Raw genomic sequence first — 16,706 nt, forward strand, 5'->3', positions numbered from 1 at the left:
TTACAATAATTCGCCGTAGCGTTTTCTAAACATAGTTTTTAAGAATGTTGCAAGTAACATATAGCATAAAATCATACCAATTAGCCATGGGAAATAGCTAAGGGGCATTGCTGACATTCCTAGGCTTTTTCCAAAAGGAGTGTATGGAAGTATTGTGCCTACGCATATTCCAATTGTTGTAAATAATAACACTGGAAGTGATGCTCTGCTTTGGATAAATGGAATTTTTGGTGTACGTATCATATGAATAACAAGAGTTTGAGACCATAAGCTTTCAACAAACCACCCTGCATTAAATAAAGAAACAAATAAAACTTTATCAACACCAGCTGCTCCATAAGCGCCGCCACAAACAGCTGGACAAATTACGAAAAACATAAGAATATAGGTTGTTACATCAAAAACCGAACTTGTAGGTCCAATCCATAACATAAATTTACCAATTGAAGAAGCTTCCCATTTTCTAGGCTTCTTTAGATACTCTTCATCCATATTATCCCATGGAATTGAGGTACAGGATATATCATAAATTAAATTAAGCACTAAAATTTGAATTGGTAGCATTGGCAAGAATGGCAAAAATGCACTTGCTGCAACAACTGAAAACATATTACCAAAATTAGAACTTGCAGTCATTTTTATATATTTTATTATATTTCCAAAAGTTCTTCGTCCTTCAAGTACTCCATCCTCAAGTACCATAAGATCTTTTTCAAGAAGAATTATATCCGCAGATTCCTTTGCAATATCAACTGCTGTGTCAACTGAAATCCCAACATCAGCCTCACGCATTGCTGCTGCATCATTAATACCATCACCCATGAATCCAACAATATGACCATTTTCACGAAGAATTCTAACAATTCTAGTTTTTTGCTGTGGGCTAAGCTTTGCAAAAACACTTGTATTTTCTACTTCTATTGATAATAATTCATCATCCATTTCATCAATGTCAGAACCAAGCAAAAGATTGTCAACTTTCATTCCAACTTGTTCGCAAATACATCTTGTAACCGCGTCATTATCACCTGTTAAAACTTTTACAGAAACACCATATTCATTAAGTGCCTTAATAGCTGACATTGTAGTTTCCTTTGGTGGGTCAAGAAACGCAAGATATCCCATAAGTACCATATCAGCTTCATCTTTCACAGAAAAAATACCTTCTACAGATGGATTAGTTTTCTGAGCTACTGCAATAACACGCATACCCTTACTATTTAATTCTTGAACAGTTGCTAGAATTTCCTTTTTGATACTATCTGTTAATAATTCCACTTTACCATTATATTCTGCATGTGAAGATATATTAAGCATCTCTTCAACTGCACCTTTAGTAATAAGCTGAGTTTTACCTAGTTTATCCTTTATAACAACGCTCATTCTTCTACGATTAAAATCAAATGGAATTTCGTCTACCTTATCATATTTAGTTTCTAATTCGTGATAAGCTTCTTCTTTAGCATGCTCTAGTATTGCCACATCCATAAGATTTTTAAGTCCTGTTTGATAGAAACTATTTAAAAATGCATGACGAAGAACTCTTGCGTCTTCTTTGCCATGAATATCAAGATGATACTCTAAAACAACTTTATCTTGTGTAAGAGTACCTGTTTTATCAGTACAAAGAATATCCATAGCTCCGAAGTTTTGTATTGAGTTAAGGCTTTTTACAACAGTCTTTTTCTTTGCCATTTGTACTGCACCTTTTGCAAGGTTAGTTGTTACAATCATAGGCAACATTTCTGGAGTTAATCCTACTGCAACAGACAATGCAAATAAAAAAGCTTCAAACCAATTACCTTTGGTAAACCCATTAGCGAAAAATACAACAGGTACCATGCACATCATGAATCTAATTAATACCCAAGATACAGAATTTATACCCTTTTCAAAACTGGTAACAACCTTTTTAACTATAATTGTTTTTGCCATAGAGCCAAAATAAGTATAATCTCCTGTTGCTAAAACAACACCGGTTGCTGAACCGCTTATGATATTACTCCCCATAAAAGCAAGATTTGAGAATTCCAATGGATTCTTAGAAAGTTGTTTCATTTCTATGCCATACTTCTCCACTGGCTCACTTTCTCCAGTTAATGCAGATTGACTAACAAATAAATCCTTTGAAGAAATTATTCTAACATCTGCAGGTATCATATCGCCAGCAGCTAAATATACTATATCACCTGGTACAATCTCTGAAAGCGGAATTTCCTTTTTACCCTCTCTCTCAACTGTAGCAGTTGTTTTAACCATAGATTTTAAGTTTTCAGCAGCATTATTAGAACGAGTTTCTTGTATAAAGCGTAAAAGTCCACTAATTGTTACCATCGTTGTAATAACTATTACTGTTCTAAAACTTCTATCACCTGGAGCAGGTAAAATAATATCTGTAACTACAGAAATCATTGCAAGAACGAAGAGCACAATAGTAAAAGGATTTACAAAAGCATTAAAAATTTTTCTAAGAACTGATTCAGGCTTTTCGTGAGAAATCACATTTTCACCATATTTCTCAATTAACTCTTCTATTTTTTCATTACTATGCCCTTTTAAAGACGTATTCATTTCTTCTAATAAATTTTTTAATTTCATTTTACTTGCTTTAATAAGTTTCTCATTAATTAAAGCTTCATTAACAACATTTTGTTCTGTTTTCTTTTTCATAATTCCAACCTCCTAAAATTTAAAAATGAAAATATTAGTTTAGGAAGAAATGGCATAAAACAAGACAAAGTATTTAAATTAAAATTTTTTTATAATTAAAAACTATTTTGCATATAAAAATTTATATTATTAGTTTGTGTAATTGGTGATAAGAATAAACATGGGAATATTCTTAAAATCAATTGTTAATTTAATACTTTGCCCATCAGGTTCTATGCCCCTACTACTTCCCGAGTCCATTATTACCACCTCAACTTTCTAAATATAATAATTTATATAAAGCCAAACAGCTCTATTTAAAACAAAAAAACCTTGCCAAACATAATTAGGCAAGGAAAAATAATCCGCACAAAAATATATACGCAAATATACTACATACTTACAATATATACCGTTCAAGCTTTAGCTTCACAGGACAATGAAATTGCATTAGATTATGCCTTGAGTCGACATAGCCTGCTAACCTTCTCATAGTGTCTCCACTACTCCGCGGCAGCAACCCGTATCCCTGTGGTAACCTCACCTACCGTTTTAATTCAATTGTCATTATTATTCTATGCAACAAAATACAAAATGTCAACAATAAAATTAAAAATATTAATCTTAATAAAATTAAAAATATTAATCTTAAATAAAAATCTTGAAATATTTTATGCTCTTCCTGTAAATGTTAGATACAAAAGCACTGCGTTTAGTATAATTATTACTGCTGCTATTAAAATGCCTAAGAATCTTACTAGCCCCTTGTTTACTAAAACTCCCATTAAATCTTCACGTTTTGCTATAACTAACATCTGAATTATTGGAAATGGTAAAATAAAGCTTAGTGCAACTTGACTCAAAATAAGAGCATTCATAGGATTTATTCCAATTGCAATTATAATTAAAGCTGGTGCCATAGTTATAATTCTTCTTATATTTACAGGTATGGTTATATTAATAAAACCTTTCATAATTGTTTGTCCTGCAAGTGTTCCAACAGCAGAGGACGACAAACCTGATGCAAGTAACGCTATTCCAAAAGCACCACTTGATAAAGAGCCTAATAAAGGTTGTAGCGATTTGTGAGCCTGTTCCATTGTATCTACTATCATTCCATTTTTACAAAATACTGCAGCAGAAACTACGACCATTGCAGCATTAACAACAAAAGCTATATTCATAGCAATAGCAACATCTATCTTTTCCATTTTTAAATGTTTTAACTTTCCTTCATCTGATTTATCAATACTTCTGTGCTGAACTAATTGGGAATGTAAATATATTACGTGAGGCATAACCGTAGCACCAAGCATTCCTACAGCAATCAATACAGCTTCACCGTTAGGAAGCGTTGGACTTATCGTATGAATGCCTACCTGAGCCCAATTTGGTTTTGCAAGAAACAATTCTATTGTATATGCAACACTTATTACTCCAACAAGTATTGATATTATAATCTCAATAGGCTTTTGTCCATACTTTTCCATATAACAAATAATAAATGTCATTACTCCTGTAAGAAGTCCCGCGTATATCATAGGAATATGAAACAATAAGTACAACCCTAATGTTCCTCCGAGAAACTCTGCTAAATCCGTTGCCATAGCACCTAGTTCGGCAACAATCCAAAAAACCCAATTTGCTGGCTTTGAAAACACTTTAGCACACATTTCTGGAAGGTTATAGCCTGTAGCTATTCCCAATTTGGCAGACATAGTTTGTAGAAATATAGCCATCATATTACTCCATAAAATTACCCAAATAAGCGCATAGTTGAATTTTGATCCTCCGCTTATGTTAGTTGCAAAATTACCAGGATCAATATATGCCACGCTAACAACAAAAGCAGGTCCTAAAAATTTAAGTATATTCTTAAGTTTACTTGATTTTTCTGCATCTTTATTTTTTCTTGTTTTAAAAGAAATAACCTCTGTATTAGGTACATCAATACCAACTAGCCTTTCTTCACCTTCCATAAAACACCTCCCTCTTTATAAACCTTTTTTCTTAAACTAAAATAGTTATTATTGATTAACAATTTTAGTTCAAACTATTTTGGGGCTAATATAACCTATGTATCATTTGTAAAAATTGTTACAATATAAGTGTTTTTTTCTTTATTTCAGCATATAATTAGTTAACAGCTTATACCCTAGAAAATATTGAGACAAAGCTGCATGATATAGAACATCTGTTAAAAAAAGCTTTAATCTCTCCTCTTAATCCCCATTACTAACAGCTCTTTAACATGCTATTTATAATAATCTTATAAAAATACTCATTATCTCAAATCAAATAAAATTAGCCCTATTTACATATCATGTAATTTGTGCTATAATTTAAATATCTCTTTGCACTGCATATAAATCTACAGTACAAACTGAGCAGGCGATGAACTTTTTTATAAGTTCGTGGGGCCGGGCCTTAATTGGCAGCAGGATGATAACACATACCTGTGGGACAGTAAAATGTTCTACGGGTATTTTTTTATACCCATAGAACATATCTGATGATTGCAATGCCATAGAGCTATCTTAAAAATGCTTATAATAAGCAAAAATGGAGGTAACTATTTATGACAGAACAACATTTCAAAGGTCTAACTACTCAAGAAGCAAAAAAACTTCAAGAAAGATTCGGTAAAAATGAACTTGTGGCTGAAAAAAAAGAAAGCTTTTTACACAAGATTTTACACGTCATTACCGAGCCTATGTTTTTATTACTAATTGTTGCAGCTGCTATCTATTTTATACTTGGAGAACCTAAAGATGGCGCAATTATGCTTATTTTCGTTATTGGAATTATAGGCATTGAAACAATTCAGGAATGGAAAACAGATAAAACCTTAAAAGCACTTAAGGACTTATCAGCACCACAGATTAAAGTACTCAGAGATGGAATTGAAAAAATAATTAACAGCTGCGATTTAGTACCAGGCGATATTATGTTTATCTCAGAGGGCGTTAAAGTGCCTGCTGATGGAGTAGTTTTGAGAGCTAGTACTCTTTCTATTGATGAATCCTCTTTAACTGGAGAAGCTGAAGCAGTATGGAAGACTTCTAAGGATAACTGTGAGGGCAACGATTCTGATTATTGGCGCAAAGACTACTGCTATGCAGGAACTCTTGTTACCCATGGTACTGGTACTATTTTAGTAGATAAAATTGGCCCAGCTACTGAATATGGAAAAATAGGTCAAAATGTTTTATCAGCTCCTGATAATCCAACACCACTTCAATTACAAACAGGAAAATTAGTAAAGCTATGCGCAATAATTGCAGCAGTTTTATTTACTGTTGTTGGTATTGTTACGTATTTTAATATACCAGACCATACCTTCGGAGATAGACTTATAGAAAGTATTCTATCTGGTGTAACTCTTGCTATGGCAATGATACCAGAAGAATTCCCAGTAATACTAACAGTATTTCTATCCATGGGTGCATGGAGACTCGCTAAGAAGAATTCACTTGTTAGAAAGCTACCATCAGTAGAAACCCTAGGTGCTGTTTCCGTTCTTTGTGTTGATAAAACAGGAACAATAACAATGAACAAAATGACAGTTAGAGATACTTGGAGTTTAAAAAATGATACAAAGAACTTGATTAAAATAATGGGAATGGGCTGTAAAGCTGATGCCTATGATCCAATGGAAAAGTCTATGATATCCTATTGCGAGGAGCAAGGAATCTCAAGAGATATTCTATTTGGTGGAGAGCTTATTAAAGAATATGCCTTTACTGATGAACTTAAAATGATGGGTCACGTTTGGCAAAATGGCGATAATATTTTAGTTACAGCAAAAGGTTCACCTGAACGTATTTTAACTATATGTAACTTGACTGCTAATGAACGAAAAATAGCGGAAAAGAAAATACTTGAAATGTCTAAGGAAGGACTACGTGTTATTGCCGTTGGGCAAATGAATATACTCAGCACAGATGATATTCCAAATACACTGAAGGAATGCAGCTTAGAGCTTTGTGGACTAATTGGGTTAGCTGACCCACCTAGAGAGTCAGTTAAGGAAGATATTAAAACCTGTACAAAAGCAGGCGTTCGTGTGGTTATGATAACTGGAGATAACGGAATAACTGCAAGCTCCATAGCTAAGCAGATTAATATGCCAAACAACGATAAAATTATTACTGGTGATGAGCTTAATAAAATGAGTGACGAAGAGCTTAGAGAAAAAGTTAAAGAGGTTAGTGTTTTCTCAAGAGTTGTTCCTGAGCATAAAATGAGAATAGTTAAAGCCTTTAAAGAAAATGGTGAAATAGTTGCAATGACTGGTGATGGCGTTAATGATGCCCCTGCCCTTAAGCACGCAGATATCGGTATTGCTATGGGTAAACGTGGCTCAGAGGTTTCAAGAGAGGCAGCGGATTTAATTTTACTTGATGATAACTTCTCCACCATCGTTGAAACTATAAAAGATGGAAGAAGAATTTATGATAATATTAGAAAAGCAGTTGGATATGTTTTCACTATTCACATTCCTATTGCCTTTGGTGCACTGCTTGCTCCCCTGCTTGGAATAAGTCCTGCAAGTCTTCTACTGCTTCCACTGCACGTTGTTTTACTTGAACTAGTAATCGACCCAACTTGTTCTATTGTATTAGAACGTCAGCCTGCTGAAGTTGATATTATGGAAAGAGCTCCTCGTAATCCAAAGGAAAAAATGCTGACAGCAAAAACTCTTTCTAAAAGCATAATACAAGGTCTTGTGATGTTTGGAGCCTCCTTTGGAACTTACTTTGCATTTTTAAAGCAAAATCCAGACAATGCATCACTTGCAAGAGCAATGGGACTTACAATTATATTACTTGCTAATGTGCTACTTGTTCATGTTAACAGCTCAAATACTGATTTTGCAGCTAAATCCTTTATTAAGCTTATTAAGGATAAGGTAATGTGGACTGTTAGTCTAGGTACGCTAGCTGGCTTAGTAGTAATTTTATATACTCCGCTAAATAGCTTTTTGAAGCTAGCCCCTTTGTCTTTTAAGCAATTAATGCTGGCAGTTTTAATTGCTGCAGCTTCAGTGGTTTGGTATGAGCTTGTAAAGGCAATAAAACGTATCAAAGTAAAAAGTAAATGTAATTTTTTAAGCCAATAATCTAAATAACGTAAATTTGGTTATAATAAAATTTAAGGTCATAGTGCCTGCAATGATGCTTCAAATTAATCCAGGTACTATGACACTGATTTTTGCACTTAAATATTAGCGGAGGTATTATGAAAACAGAAAAAATTGACCATAAAATAAAGATTAAATTAGTAGTTATGATTATAATAATATCAGGAATAGTTATTTTAGGAATAAACTTTGCACCATGGATTATTGAAAAAGTGAAAAAACCCGAGGCTTTAAGAGAATATTTAAGATCCTTTGGCGGCTTAGGTTTTTTAATGTATATATTGCTGCAAGCAGTTCATGTACTTTTAGTTGTAATACCTGGTGATATTTTTAACGTATGTGGTGGTTTTATTTATGGCATTCCATTAGGATTTTTATTATCTATGGTTGGATTAATGCTTGGAACAGTATGTGCCTTCTACATTTCAAGATTATTTGGGTACGAATTTATTAGTAGGTTTATACCCAAAGACAAAATAGATAAAATAGAAAAAATATTAAATTCAACAAAAGGTATGCTTGGTATGCTAATTATATGTTTAATCCCTGTTATTCCAAAAGATTTGATGATGTACATAGCTGGTCTTACACCTATTAAAGCATCAAAGCTATTTTTCGTATATGGATTATCACGAATACCTGGCACACTAATTTGGGTATCTGTTGGGGCACAGGTTTATGACAAAAATATACTAGGGATTATTATTACATTAATAGGTCTTATACTATTAATATCAACAGGACTTTTATTACAAAATAGATATAAGCGAAAACAAAATAATGTATAATGTAAATAAATTTATTAAAACTAACTTTTAAAAGAAATATAATTTAAATTCTAAAAAGAAAGAGGTATAAAAATATGAGTTCTTCATCAAGTGGAAAACATTATAGACATGGTCATTATGGAAGTAACCACTATCAAAAGAAAGGTCTTTTCGGAGACTTATTTGATATAATAGCTTCCAGAAGCAGTTCTTATCGTAAAAATAGACATCAGTACCCAAATACGCCTATTTATAATGAACCGCCTTCAAGGGGAAATAATATGCTTTGTACTAAATGCAAAGCTCAAATTCCAGCTGGTTCAAAGTTTTGTTTGCAATGTGGTGAAAAGGTAAATGACACCTCATTTTGTATGAATTGCGGAGAGAAGCTGCCTCCAAATGCAAAATTCTGTATGCAATGCGGCAAAAAAGTAAATGAATAAGATATGTGGTTTTGCAAAACGCTAAAATACTCTGGGAAAGTAGTAGGAACATATACCATTGAAGAACCTATTGGAGAAGGTCGATATGGCTTATGTTTTCTTGCTAGATCAAATACGGGAGAAAAGGTTATTATAAAGAAATTTAAGCCTACTCTCTTTAAGAGAAATTCAGATAAAAATGCGTATGAAGCAGTTATACTATCAAAATTGAAGGATAAAAGAATCCCTGAGCTTTTAGGTGTAATAAATGAAAAAGGCTTTTACGGGTTTGTATTGGAATTTAAAGAAGGCTTCACCGTAAAGGAGCTTCTCTTTAAACGTAATCACAAATTTACTATGGAGGAATTCTTTAATATAGGTATTCAGCTAATTAGTATTATAAGATATCTTCATGAAAATGGTATTGTTCACAGGGATATTAGGATACCTAATGTATTAATTAATGATGGCAAAGTTAATCTACTTGACTTCGGCCTATCTAGATGGGCCAATAACGATAACTATCCCTATGATTTAGACTTTTCTTATTTGGGCGATTTTTTTCTGTATTTGCTCTACTCTTCCTTTGAACCTAAAGTAAAACGTAAAAATTTGCCATGGTATAAGGAACTGTTACTAACATCTGAACAAATATTATTTTTAAAAAAGCTTCTAGGCATTGAATTAATGTATAAAAATATAAAAGACATTGAAGCAGATTTTATAAAAGCTTTTGCTGCGGGAGAGTCATCTTTTTAGTACTCACCCATAGGAATTTTTAAAGGAACATGTCATTGAAGTTAGTACAAATTAATCAAGAAATTATTTACATCTACAATATACTAATGTCTAAATATTAGAAGTAAGAATAAAAGAGAATCAATTTATCTAAATTGAGGAGGTATTATGCCAAGAAATATTACTAATATATTTAGGTATAATAAATTTAAATATAAAAAATTTAGACATAATAATTTTCGACATAATAATTTTTTAAAATCTAAGACAGGAATATTGATATTAATACCTGCCGTTATTGTAATAATTATTGTAATTATGCTCTCTCCTCATTTTATTAGAGATACTTATAAAGTAACCATTACAAATAAACGAGTAATAAAGCATAAAAATACCGATGTGTATTTAATTTATGCACAAACTGAAGATGGTGAAATTAGAGTATTCAAAAACGCAAACAATTTTATAGAAATGAAACATAATTCTGAAGATTTATATTGGGCAATATCAATAAATAAAAAATATGAAATCACAGTATATGGCTTTAACATCCCTCTCTTTTCAAACTATCAAAATATTGTAAAAGTTAAAGGAATACAAAATTGAAGACTTTAGCTCAGACTAAAAAAATGAAATGCTTAATGTTTCTAACATTAAGCATTTCTTATTATACTTACATTTGTTCTTTATTCACTGGCATTACTTTTTTTACATTACTCATCATTCTTTCTTATATGCAATCTTATCGGTTTATTATATCTGTTAAACATGATACAAATCACCATTTCACTTATTCTATATTAACTCCATATTATAGCAATATAAATAATATAAAAAAGGAGAATATTCATGAGTTTTATCTATACAATTTTTATTGCCTTAGCTAATAACATTGATAATATAAGTGTTAGAATTGCCTATAGTATTCGTGGTGTAAAAATATCTGTTTTAAAAAATCTATGGATTTCCATTATTACTTTTTTTATCTCTTCTTTTGCCGCATTCTTAGGAACCATCATACCAAAGTTATTAAATAATCATATATCTTCTATATTAAGTATGATATTACTTGTAATTATTGGTTGTTGGATTATAATAGAACCTTATTTCAAAAAAGAAGTCAATTCTGAAATAGAAGATAACACTAATAAAGAAAAAACTGTCTATGATATTTTAAAAGAACCTGAAAATGCAGATATTGATAATTCTAAAGACATTGATTTTAAAGAAGCTACTTTCCTTGGTATTGCTCTATCAATTAACAATATTGGTGGCGGTCTAAGTGCAGGCATGATTGGATTAAATTCACTTTTTGTAGGACTTTTTTCTGCGGTCATAAGCTTTTTAGCTCTTTGGGCAGGTAACTATATTACTGATTTCCTTAATAAATGGAATCTAGGAAAAAAGGCTACTTTAATAGCTGGTATTTTATTAATATTAATAGGCATGAAGCAAGTCCTATAAAAAGAGTATCTGATGAATGCCTAGCTTTTCTGACCACTAATCATTAACAATTCCAAAAGGGAAATTTTTCAAGAAAATAGGTTGCCATAATGGCGCCTATTTAAATTTCATGATCACATCCCTGTATCATTTTCTTGCATCATATAATTTCCCATTAATTTTTACTAAAATTTATTATTAATGTATACTTCTTTAATTTTATCTAATTTAGGAATTATTATTTCAGCATACTCATTTGCATGTGCAGAAATATCACTTGTTTGTAATTTTAGCAATCTTTCAAAATTCATTTTTCCAATGCTATCAACAACTAATTTTATATCGTTAATTGTAGGCTTGATTTTTTTATCATGAATCTTTATTAAAGTACATGTATCATTTATTATACTTTCATCGTAACCAAGTCTATTAAGTACAAGATTAGAAATTATACCACTAACCTCCTCATGTCCCCAATAACGAACCTTTTCATTCACCTTTTTCTTAACATAAGGTTTGCCAATATCATGAAATAATGCTGCAAGTTTAAGTGTTAAATCACTATCTATACCTGCAACTACATGAAGAATATGTATATAAACATTATATTTATGTGCTCTATGTTCATGTTCGCATTTATTACAAACTATTAATTCAGGTACTAATTCTAATATTTTATCTGCACAAGATAAAATATCATCTCCATTGTTATTAAGAAGTATATTAGTAAGTTCCTCTCTATCATCCATATAAACCATCTGATCTCCCCCTCATATGATATCAACTGCACTATTGTGCTCGCTTTCTATTTCAAATATTCAAATATCTTCTTCCCCATTTTCACCTATTCTATCCTTTGCACCCTCTTTTCCTCATATACCACATTTACTCATAAATACTACCTCTACCTTTTACATACATTTATATTCTCTAAAAGAAATATAGGATATTTAAAAATCACATATATATCAACACTTGTCCATTTTGAAATTGTATTTTTATAATATTACCTTCTCATACTTTGCAGTTTCTAAATTTACAACCCAGCCTCTTGTTGTAATTTTATTACAAGCAGCGTTGAAAACAAATGTATTATGTAACTTTTTAAAACCAAAAGAGTCATGCACATGCCCACAGAAAAAATATGCAGGCTTTTTTTCCTTTATCATATCTCTAATAGCTCCACTCCCGTAATAAACACCATTATTAGCTTTATCTAAACATTTGTATGGTGGAAGATGTGATATAATAATGCTTTTATTGTCTATATTAAGCTTAGATAGCCTGCATATCATATCTTGTTCATTTCCCTCACGCTTTGTTCCATACATAAGGAAATTAACATATTCTATAGCTATGAAATTATTAAAAGATTCTGTCTTACAATAAGGTAAATAAGTAATATCTGACTTATCAACAGTAAATACATCATGGTTACCTTGAATAAATAAAACTTTTCTATTCAATTGCTGTAGCTTATCCTTAATTATTTTGTAATCCTCGTATTGCTTATCTTCAAGTTCATAAAAATAGCTAAATACATGGTCTCCAGTTATATCTCCACATAAAATTATGCAATCTATATCTTGCCTCTCTTTAACAAACTCGATAATTTTATTAAGTACATTAAACCTTCCATGAATATCACTTGTTACAAATACTTTCATAGCTTTTGTATCATCTCCTATATGTTAAAATACAATAATTACGGAACTATATACATCACAATTATAAATAACCAAAACAAATCAATATTTTCTATTTGTTATTTAAATTAATTCCTTATTCATACTAGTAAGTTAAAAATCAACCCTTTTTCTTTATAAAATCGTTATAAGTAATTTTTAAGGAATATGTTTCTATTAAATCATTTGTAGATGAATATCCATAGGAACCGCTCATTTCTATTGCTTTATGAAGCTCTATTTCTATTAGCGTTACTTTCTCTGCTTCTTCTCTAGTTGTTGGTGAAAATATTGAATCATATTCATCATGCAAATAGTTATCACCTTGAAGTGCACTACACTTAAGACAATGATTATTCCAATATTTTTTCTGTATAAATTTAGAAAAACCATTCTTATAAAAAGGAAACGTTTCATTAATTATTTTAATTATATTATCTGATAAATACTTTATATATTGAAAAAAAACTAACCCTTTTTCATTTACCCATTGTTCTTTATTATTTATATCAACATTAAGACTTTTATAATTTTCACTACATAAAGCTATTACTGGTGTAGCACTACCACATTTCCAACATTTTCGATAACCATATGCTATATAGAAAGGATTTTCTGCCTTAATATTTATTACAGTATCATTTATCCATTTTTTAAATTTTGATAAATCTTTAGAATTTTGCACATACCACATTTTCTTATCAACATCCCACCTAGCTCCAAGTGATTTAGCTTCATCTTTTTCTTTATATGGTACATCCAACCACACTTTATTATTATCCATAAGAATAATTTCCTTTCTTTTCGACTATAGTGCTTGCTAATTATTTCTCATACTGGTGTTAAATTTTATATTAATATTAGTCTCTACATAAATCAGTTATATGCTATTATTCATAATATATTGCTTTAATAACCCACTTGCACTGCTTTTATCATTTTTTAAACTATTGACATTACCAAAAACTAAAAAGCTATCCTTTGCACGAGAAACAGCAACATTTAACATACTTTTATTGGCATCTATAAAATAACAACCTTCATTTTCACCATACACTGTAGACATTATTATTATCCTTCTTTCAGCCCCTTGAAAAGTATGTACAGTACCAACGCTTATATTTTTCTTGATATCTTCTGGTATTTTCTTATTAATCTCACTTGTTATGCAACTAACCTGTGCCTTAAATGGTGTAATTATACCTAATAGATTTTTTATATTTTCTTCTGGATATGCATCTTTAATCATATCAAAATTTTCATTAATCCAGTTTGCTATTTCAATTGCTTCTTCTTTATTATATCTACTACTTCCCTTTTTGCTTGAATATCCGGTTTCAATTTGTTTATACCCTATCTGTGGTAGTTTAGTTAACTTATATCCCTTATCATTGACACCTTTTCCACGCATAGGTTCAAGTTTTCTTTTATATACTAAATCATTACAATAAGAAATAATTTCATCATAGCATCTTCTATGTTCACTTAAAAATAATCCTCTATTTTCAAATTTCATATATTTACAACTTTTTGAAGCTACTTTCATTACACTTGAATTTGAAGCATTCATACCTAACTCAGAAAGTTTTTCAAATTCTTCTTTACTTTTTATTATTCCTTTTTCTATAGCTAAAGATTTATCTAAAGCATTACTAACGCTCCACACAGGCTCTATTTGATATATATCACCTACAACTATAGCCTTTTTAGCTAATGAAAAAGAACATGCTGCTATTTCAGGAGAAACTTGTCCAGCTTCATCTACAATTAATAAATCTATGTAATTATAAAGATAAAAATTCTTACTATTTTCATATGCTAAAAAATTCTTTGGAAGTTGATAAAAAGTCATTACATAACAAGGGGTAACCATACTCAATCTGTTATATAGCTTATACAAAACATTTTCAAATGTTTTTCCCTTTTGTTTTTCAGTTAAACTATCTTCTCCTTTAGTCCATCTACATTCATAGTAATGAACTGCTAACCAAAACTCAATGTATCTAAGGGTTTTATCCATTATTTCATTTATTTTATCTAATTTAATAGGAAACTTTTGCTTTTCTCCTTTAAATATATCAATATTTAGTTCATTCAATATTCTTAAATTGTCATCATACTGAACCTTTATATGTTCTATTTCTTTATATACTCTTTGTAGTTCTCCAAGCTTAATTTTTAATTCCTTAATTATATAGCTATATTTTTCCTCAATTTTATCTAAGCTCATATATTCATCTAAAAAGGTTTCTTCACTTTCAATAAACATTCTATTTCTTATTTCTATCTTTGTCCTATAGCTTTTAAGAAATTTTAATAATTTATACAACAGCGGCATTTCCTTAAAATGCTTTCTCCAAGCTTCAACTCGTAAAAGATCTGAAGATATCTTACATTCTAAATCATTTATTTCATCCTTTAGAAATACTAAATGCTCTTCTATAGTTCTATCATTAAGATCATATGATTTAAGCTTATTAACTAACCCTAAAAGATTTTTTCTAATTAAATCAATTCTACATAATAATGTATGTATTTTTTCTTCACATACACCTAAGTCTGAAATATTATCACTAAAGTATTTGTTGCAATTTTTCAGAAACTTTTCTTTAGATTTTAGTATATTTTCTTCACTTTCAATATCTGAAATAAAATTCTCACCTTTTAAATTAGTATAATGATATCCTTTAGCATTTGCGTTCTTCTCACTTTTAGCTGATGGAAAATATACAGCAAAACTATTTACACCTTCAATCCATCTTTCTTCAAGATTTTCATATCCTAAAACATTTATTTTACCAAAGGACTCTATTATATTAGTAACAGCTTGATTATTTGTAGACGACGCTACTATAATCGGTGGCTTTTCCTTTTTTAATGCTCTTTCTACATACATATTAGCAACTATGGATTGAAGCAAGGTTGTCTTACCTGTACCTGGTGGTCCATTTACTGCTAATATTTCACCATTGGTCATATTTGTAAAATGATTAATACATTCTCTTTGTGAAGGTGATAATGGGTATTCTCCTCCCATCTGTCCACAGTGTTTGTTCATTTCCAATAGTTCATTTGGTATCAATGGTGATACTTTATTAAAATCTAAACTTATAAAATTCTCATAAAGCTTAGACTCTTTACATTCGTCAATTATATTGTCATACAATTTTAGTATTGATGTTGTAGCATTTATAGTATCATCTTTTAAAATATAAATATGTTTATCTAGTTCAGTATCTAATAGATTACACTCCGAAAATTTTGCTTTAGTAACATTTTCATATATATCCTTAGCAAAATTTATGTAATCTTGCCAGCTTTCTATTTTATGAATTCTCCCTATACTTTCACTCATATAGTTGTCATAATCTTTATAATTTCCCATTGATAATATAGGTTCAATCATAGGTTGAAGAAATTCTCTAGGTATCCAGGGAAACTTTCCCTCATCATAATGAAGGCTACCATCCTTTTTTAATATAGAAGGAATATAGTATACCCCTGTCAAATCTTCAAAGTTACTATTCTTCTTTTCTTGAGAATCAAAAATTGTTTTTATTGTCTTTGCAACAATTATCACATTAATGCTATCTTTTTCTTTATTTTCTGAAGATACTTTAGACAACTTTACAAAAATCTCTTTATCAATTTGCCCATTTATCAATTCATCAAATGCAAATTGATAATAATTACCTTCCTTAAATTCTATTCCCTTATTAACTTGTGATGCAACTGCACTTTTAAAATATGATGTTATCTCTTTTATTTTATTACTCAATTTTCCACCAAACTTTCTTGTGATATGTCCTTGATGTTTTTCTAACTATAACTTACATGTAACCTACAATAATTATAAAAT

At 30.4% G+C, this 16,706-nt stretch carries 12 protein-coding genes and 2 riboswitches; of the genes, 6 read left to right on the plus strand and 6 right to left on the minus strand.

Annotation, left to right across the window (positions count from 1 at the left end; translation table 11 throughout):
- Entirely contained in the window at positions 1-2,670 is a 2,670-nt protein-coding gene (gene mgtA / locus IAI10_RS10140; protein WP_156736342.1) for a magnesium-translocating P-type ATPase, read from the minus strand.
- A 383-nt stretch (positions 2,671-3,053) separates the two neighbouring features.
- Positions 3,054-3,208, minus strand: a riboswitch (M-box (ykoK) riboswitch).
- Positions 3,209-3,320: 112 nt separating this feature from the next.
- A complete protein-coding gene (locus IAI10_RS10145; protein WP_156736340.1) occupies positions 3,321-4,628 on the minus strand; it encodes an Nramp family divalent metal transporter in 1,308 nt (435 codons plus the stop codon).
- A 394-nt stretch (positions 4,629-5,022) separates the two neighbouring features.
- Positions 5,023-5,118, plus strand: a riboswitch (NiCo riboswitch).
- Between the two features lie 109 nt (positions 5,119-5,227).
- On the opposite strand from IAI10_RS10145, the gene IAI10_RS10150 reads away from it, so the two are divergent.
- The 6 genes from IAI10_RS10150 to ytaF all read left to right on the plus strand — a co-directional run bounded on the left by IAI10_RS10150 (position 5,228) and on the right by ytaF (position 11,183).
- Positions 5,228-7,771, plus strand: a complete 2,544-nt coding sequence (locus tag IAI10_RS10150) for an HAD-IC family P-type ATPase (RefSeq protein WP_315673190.1) — start codon at positions 5,228-5,230, stop codon at positions 7,769-7,771.
- A gap of 119 nt (positions 7,772-7,890) precedes the next feature.
- On the plus strand, positions 7,891-8,580 hold the full coding sequence (locus IAI10_RS10155; protein ID WP_156736336.1) for a TVP38/TMEM64 family protein: 690 nt from the start codon (positions 7,891-7,893) through the stop codon (positions 8,578-8,580).
- A gap of 74 nt (positions 8,581-8,654) precedes the next feature.
- A complete protein-coding gene (locus IAI10_RS10160) occupies positions 8,655-9,002 on the plus strand; it encodes a zinc ribbon domain-containing protein (protein WP_156736334.1) in 348 nt (115 codons plus the stop codon).
- Positions 9,003-9,005: 3 nt separating this feature from the next.
- Entirely contained in the window at positions 9,006-9,740 is a 735-nt protein-coding gene (locus tag IAI10_RS10165) for a protein kinase family protein (protein WP_156736332.1), read from the plus strand.
- A 147-nt stretch (positions 9,741-9,887) separates the two neighbouring features.
- Complete coding sequence (locus IAI10_RS10170) at positions 9,888-10,325, plus strand: DUF1523 family protein (protein WP_156736330.1); 438 nt, start codon at positions 9,888-9,890, stop codon at positions 10,323-10,325.
- A gap of 243 nt (positions 10,326-10,568) precedes the next feature.
- Entirely contained in the window at positions 10,569-11,183 is a 615-nt protein-coding gene (ytaF, locus tag IAI10_RS10175; RefSeq protein WP_156736328.1) for a sporulation membrane protein YtaF, read from the plus strand.
- A 164-nt stretch (positions 11,184-11,347) separates the two neighbouring features.
- Here the strand turns inward: ytaF and IAI10_RS10180 are convergent, their stop codons facing one another.
- From IAI10_RS10180 to IAI10_RS10195, 4 genes are all read right to left on the minus strand, one after another.
- On the minus strand, positions 11,348-11,920 hold the full coding sequence (locus IAI10_RS10180; RefSeq protein ID WP_156736326.1) for an HD domain-containing protein: 573 nt from the start codon (positions 11,918-11,920) through the stop codon (positions 11,348-11,350).
- A gap of 240 nt (positions 11,921-12,160) precedes the next feature.
- Complete coding sequence (locus tag IAI10_RS10185; RefSeq protein WP_156736324.1) at positions 12,161-12,829, minus strand: metallophosphoesterase; 669 nt, start codon at positions 12,827-12,829, stop codon at positions 12,161-12,163.
- A gap of 139 nt (positions 12,830-12,968) precedes the next feature.
- On the minus strand, positions 12,969-13,631 hold the full coding sequence (locus IAI10_RS10190) for a DUF5710 domain-containing protein (RefSeq protein ID WP_156736322.1): 663 nt from the start codon (positions 13,629-13,631) through the stop codon (positions 12,969-12,971).
- Positions 13,632-13,727: 96 nt separating this feature from the next.
- Positions 13,728-16,625: an AAA domain-containing protein gene (locus tag IAI10_RS10195; protein ID WP_156736320.1), complete on the minus strand. Its 2,898-nt coding sequence runs from the start codon at positions 16,623-16,625 to the stop codon at positions 13,728-13,730.
- Positions 16,626-16,706: the final 81 nt, after the last annotated feature.

Source organism: Clostridium sp. 19966, assembly GCF_032335695.1.
Taxonomy (GTDB): Bacteria; Bacillota; Clostridia; order Clostridiales; family Clostridiaceae; genus JACTOJ01.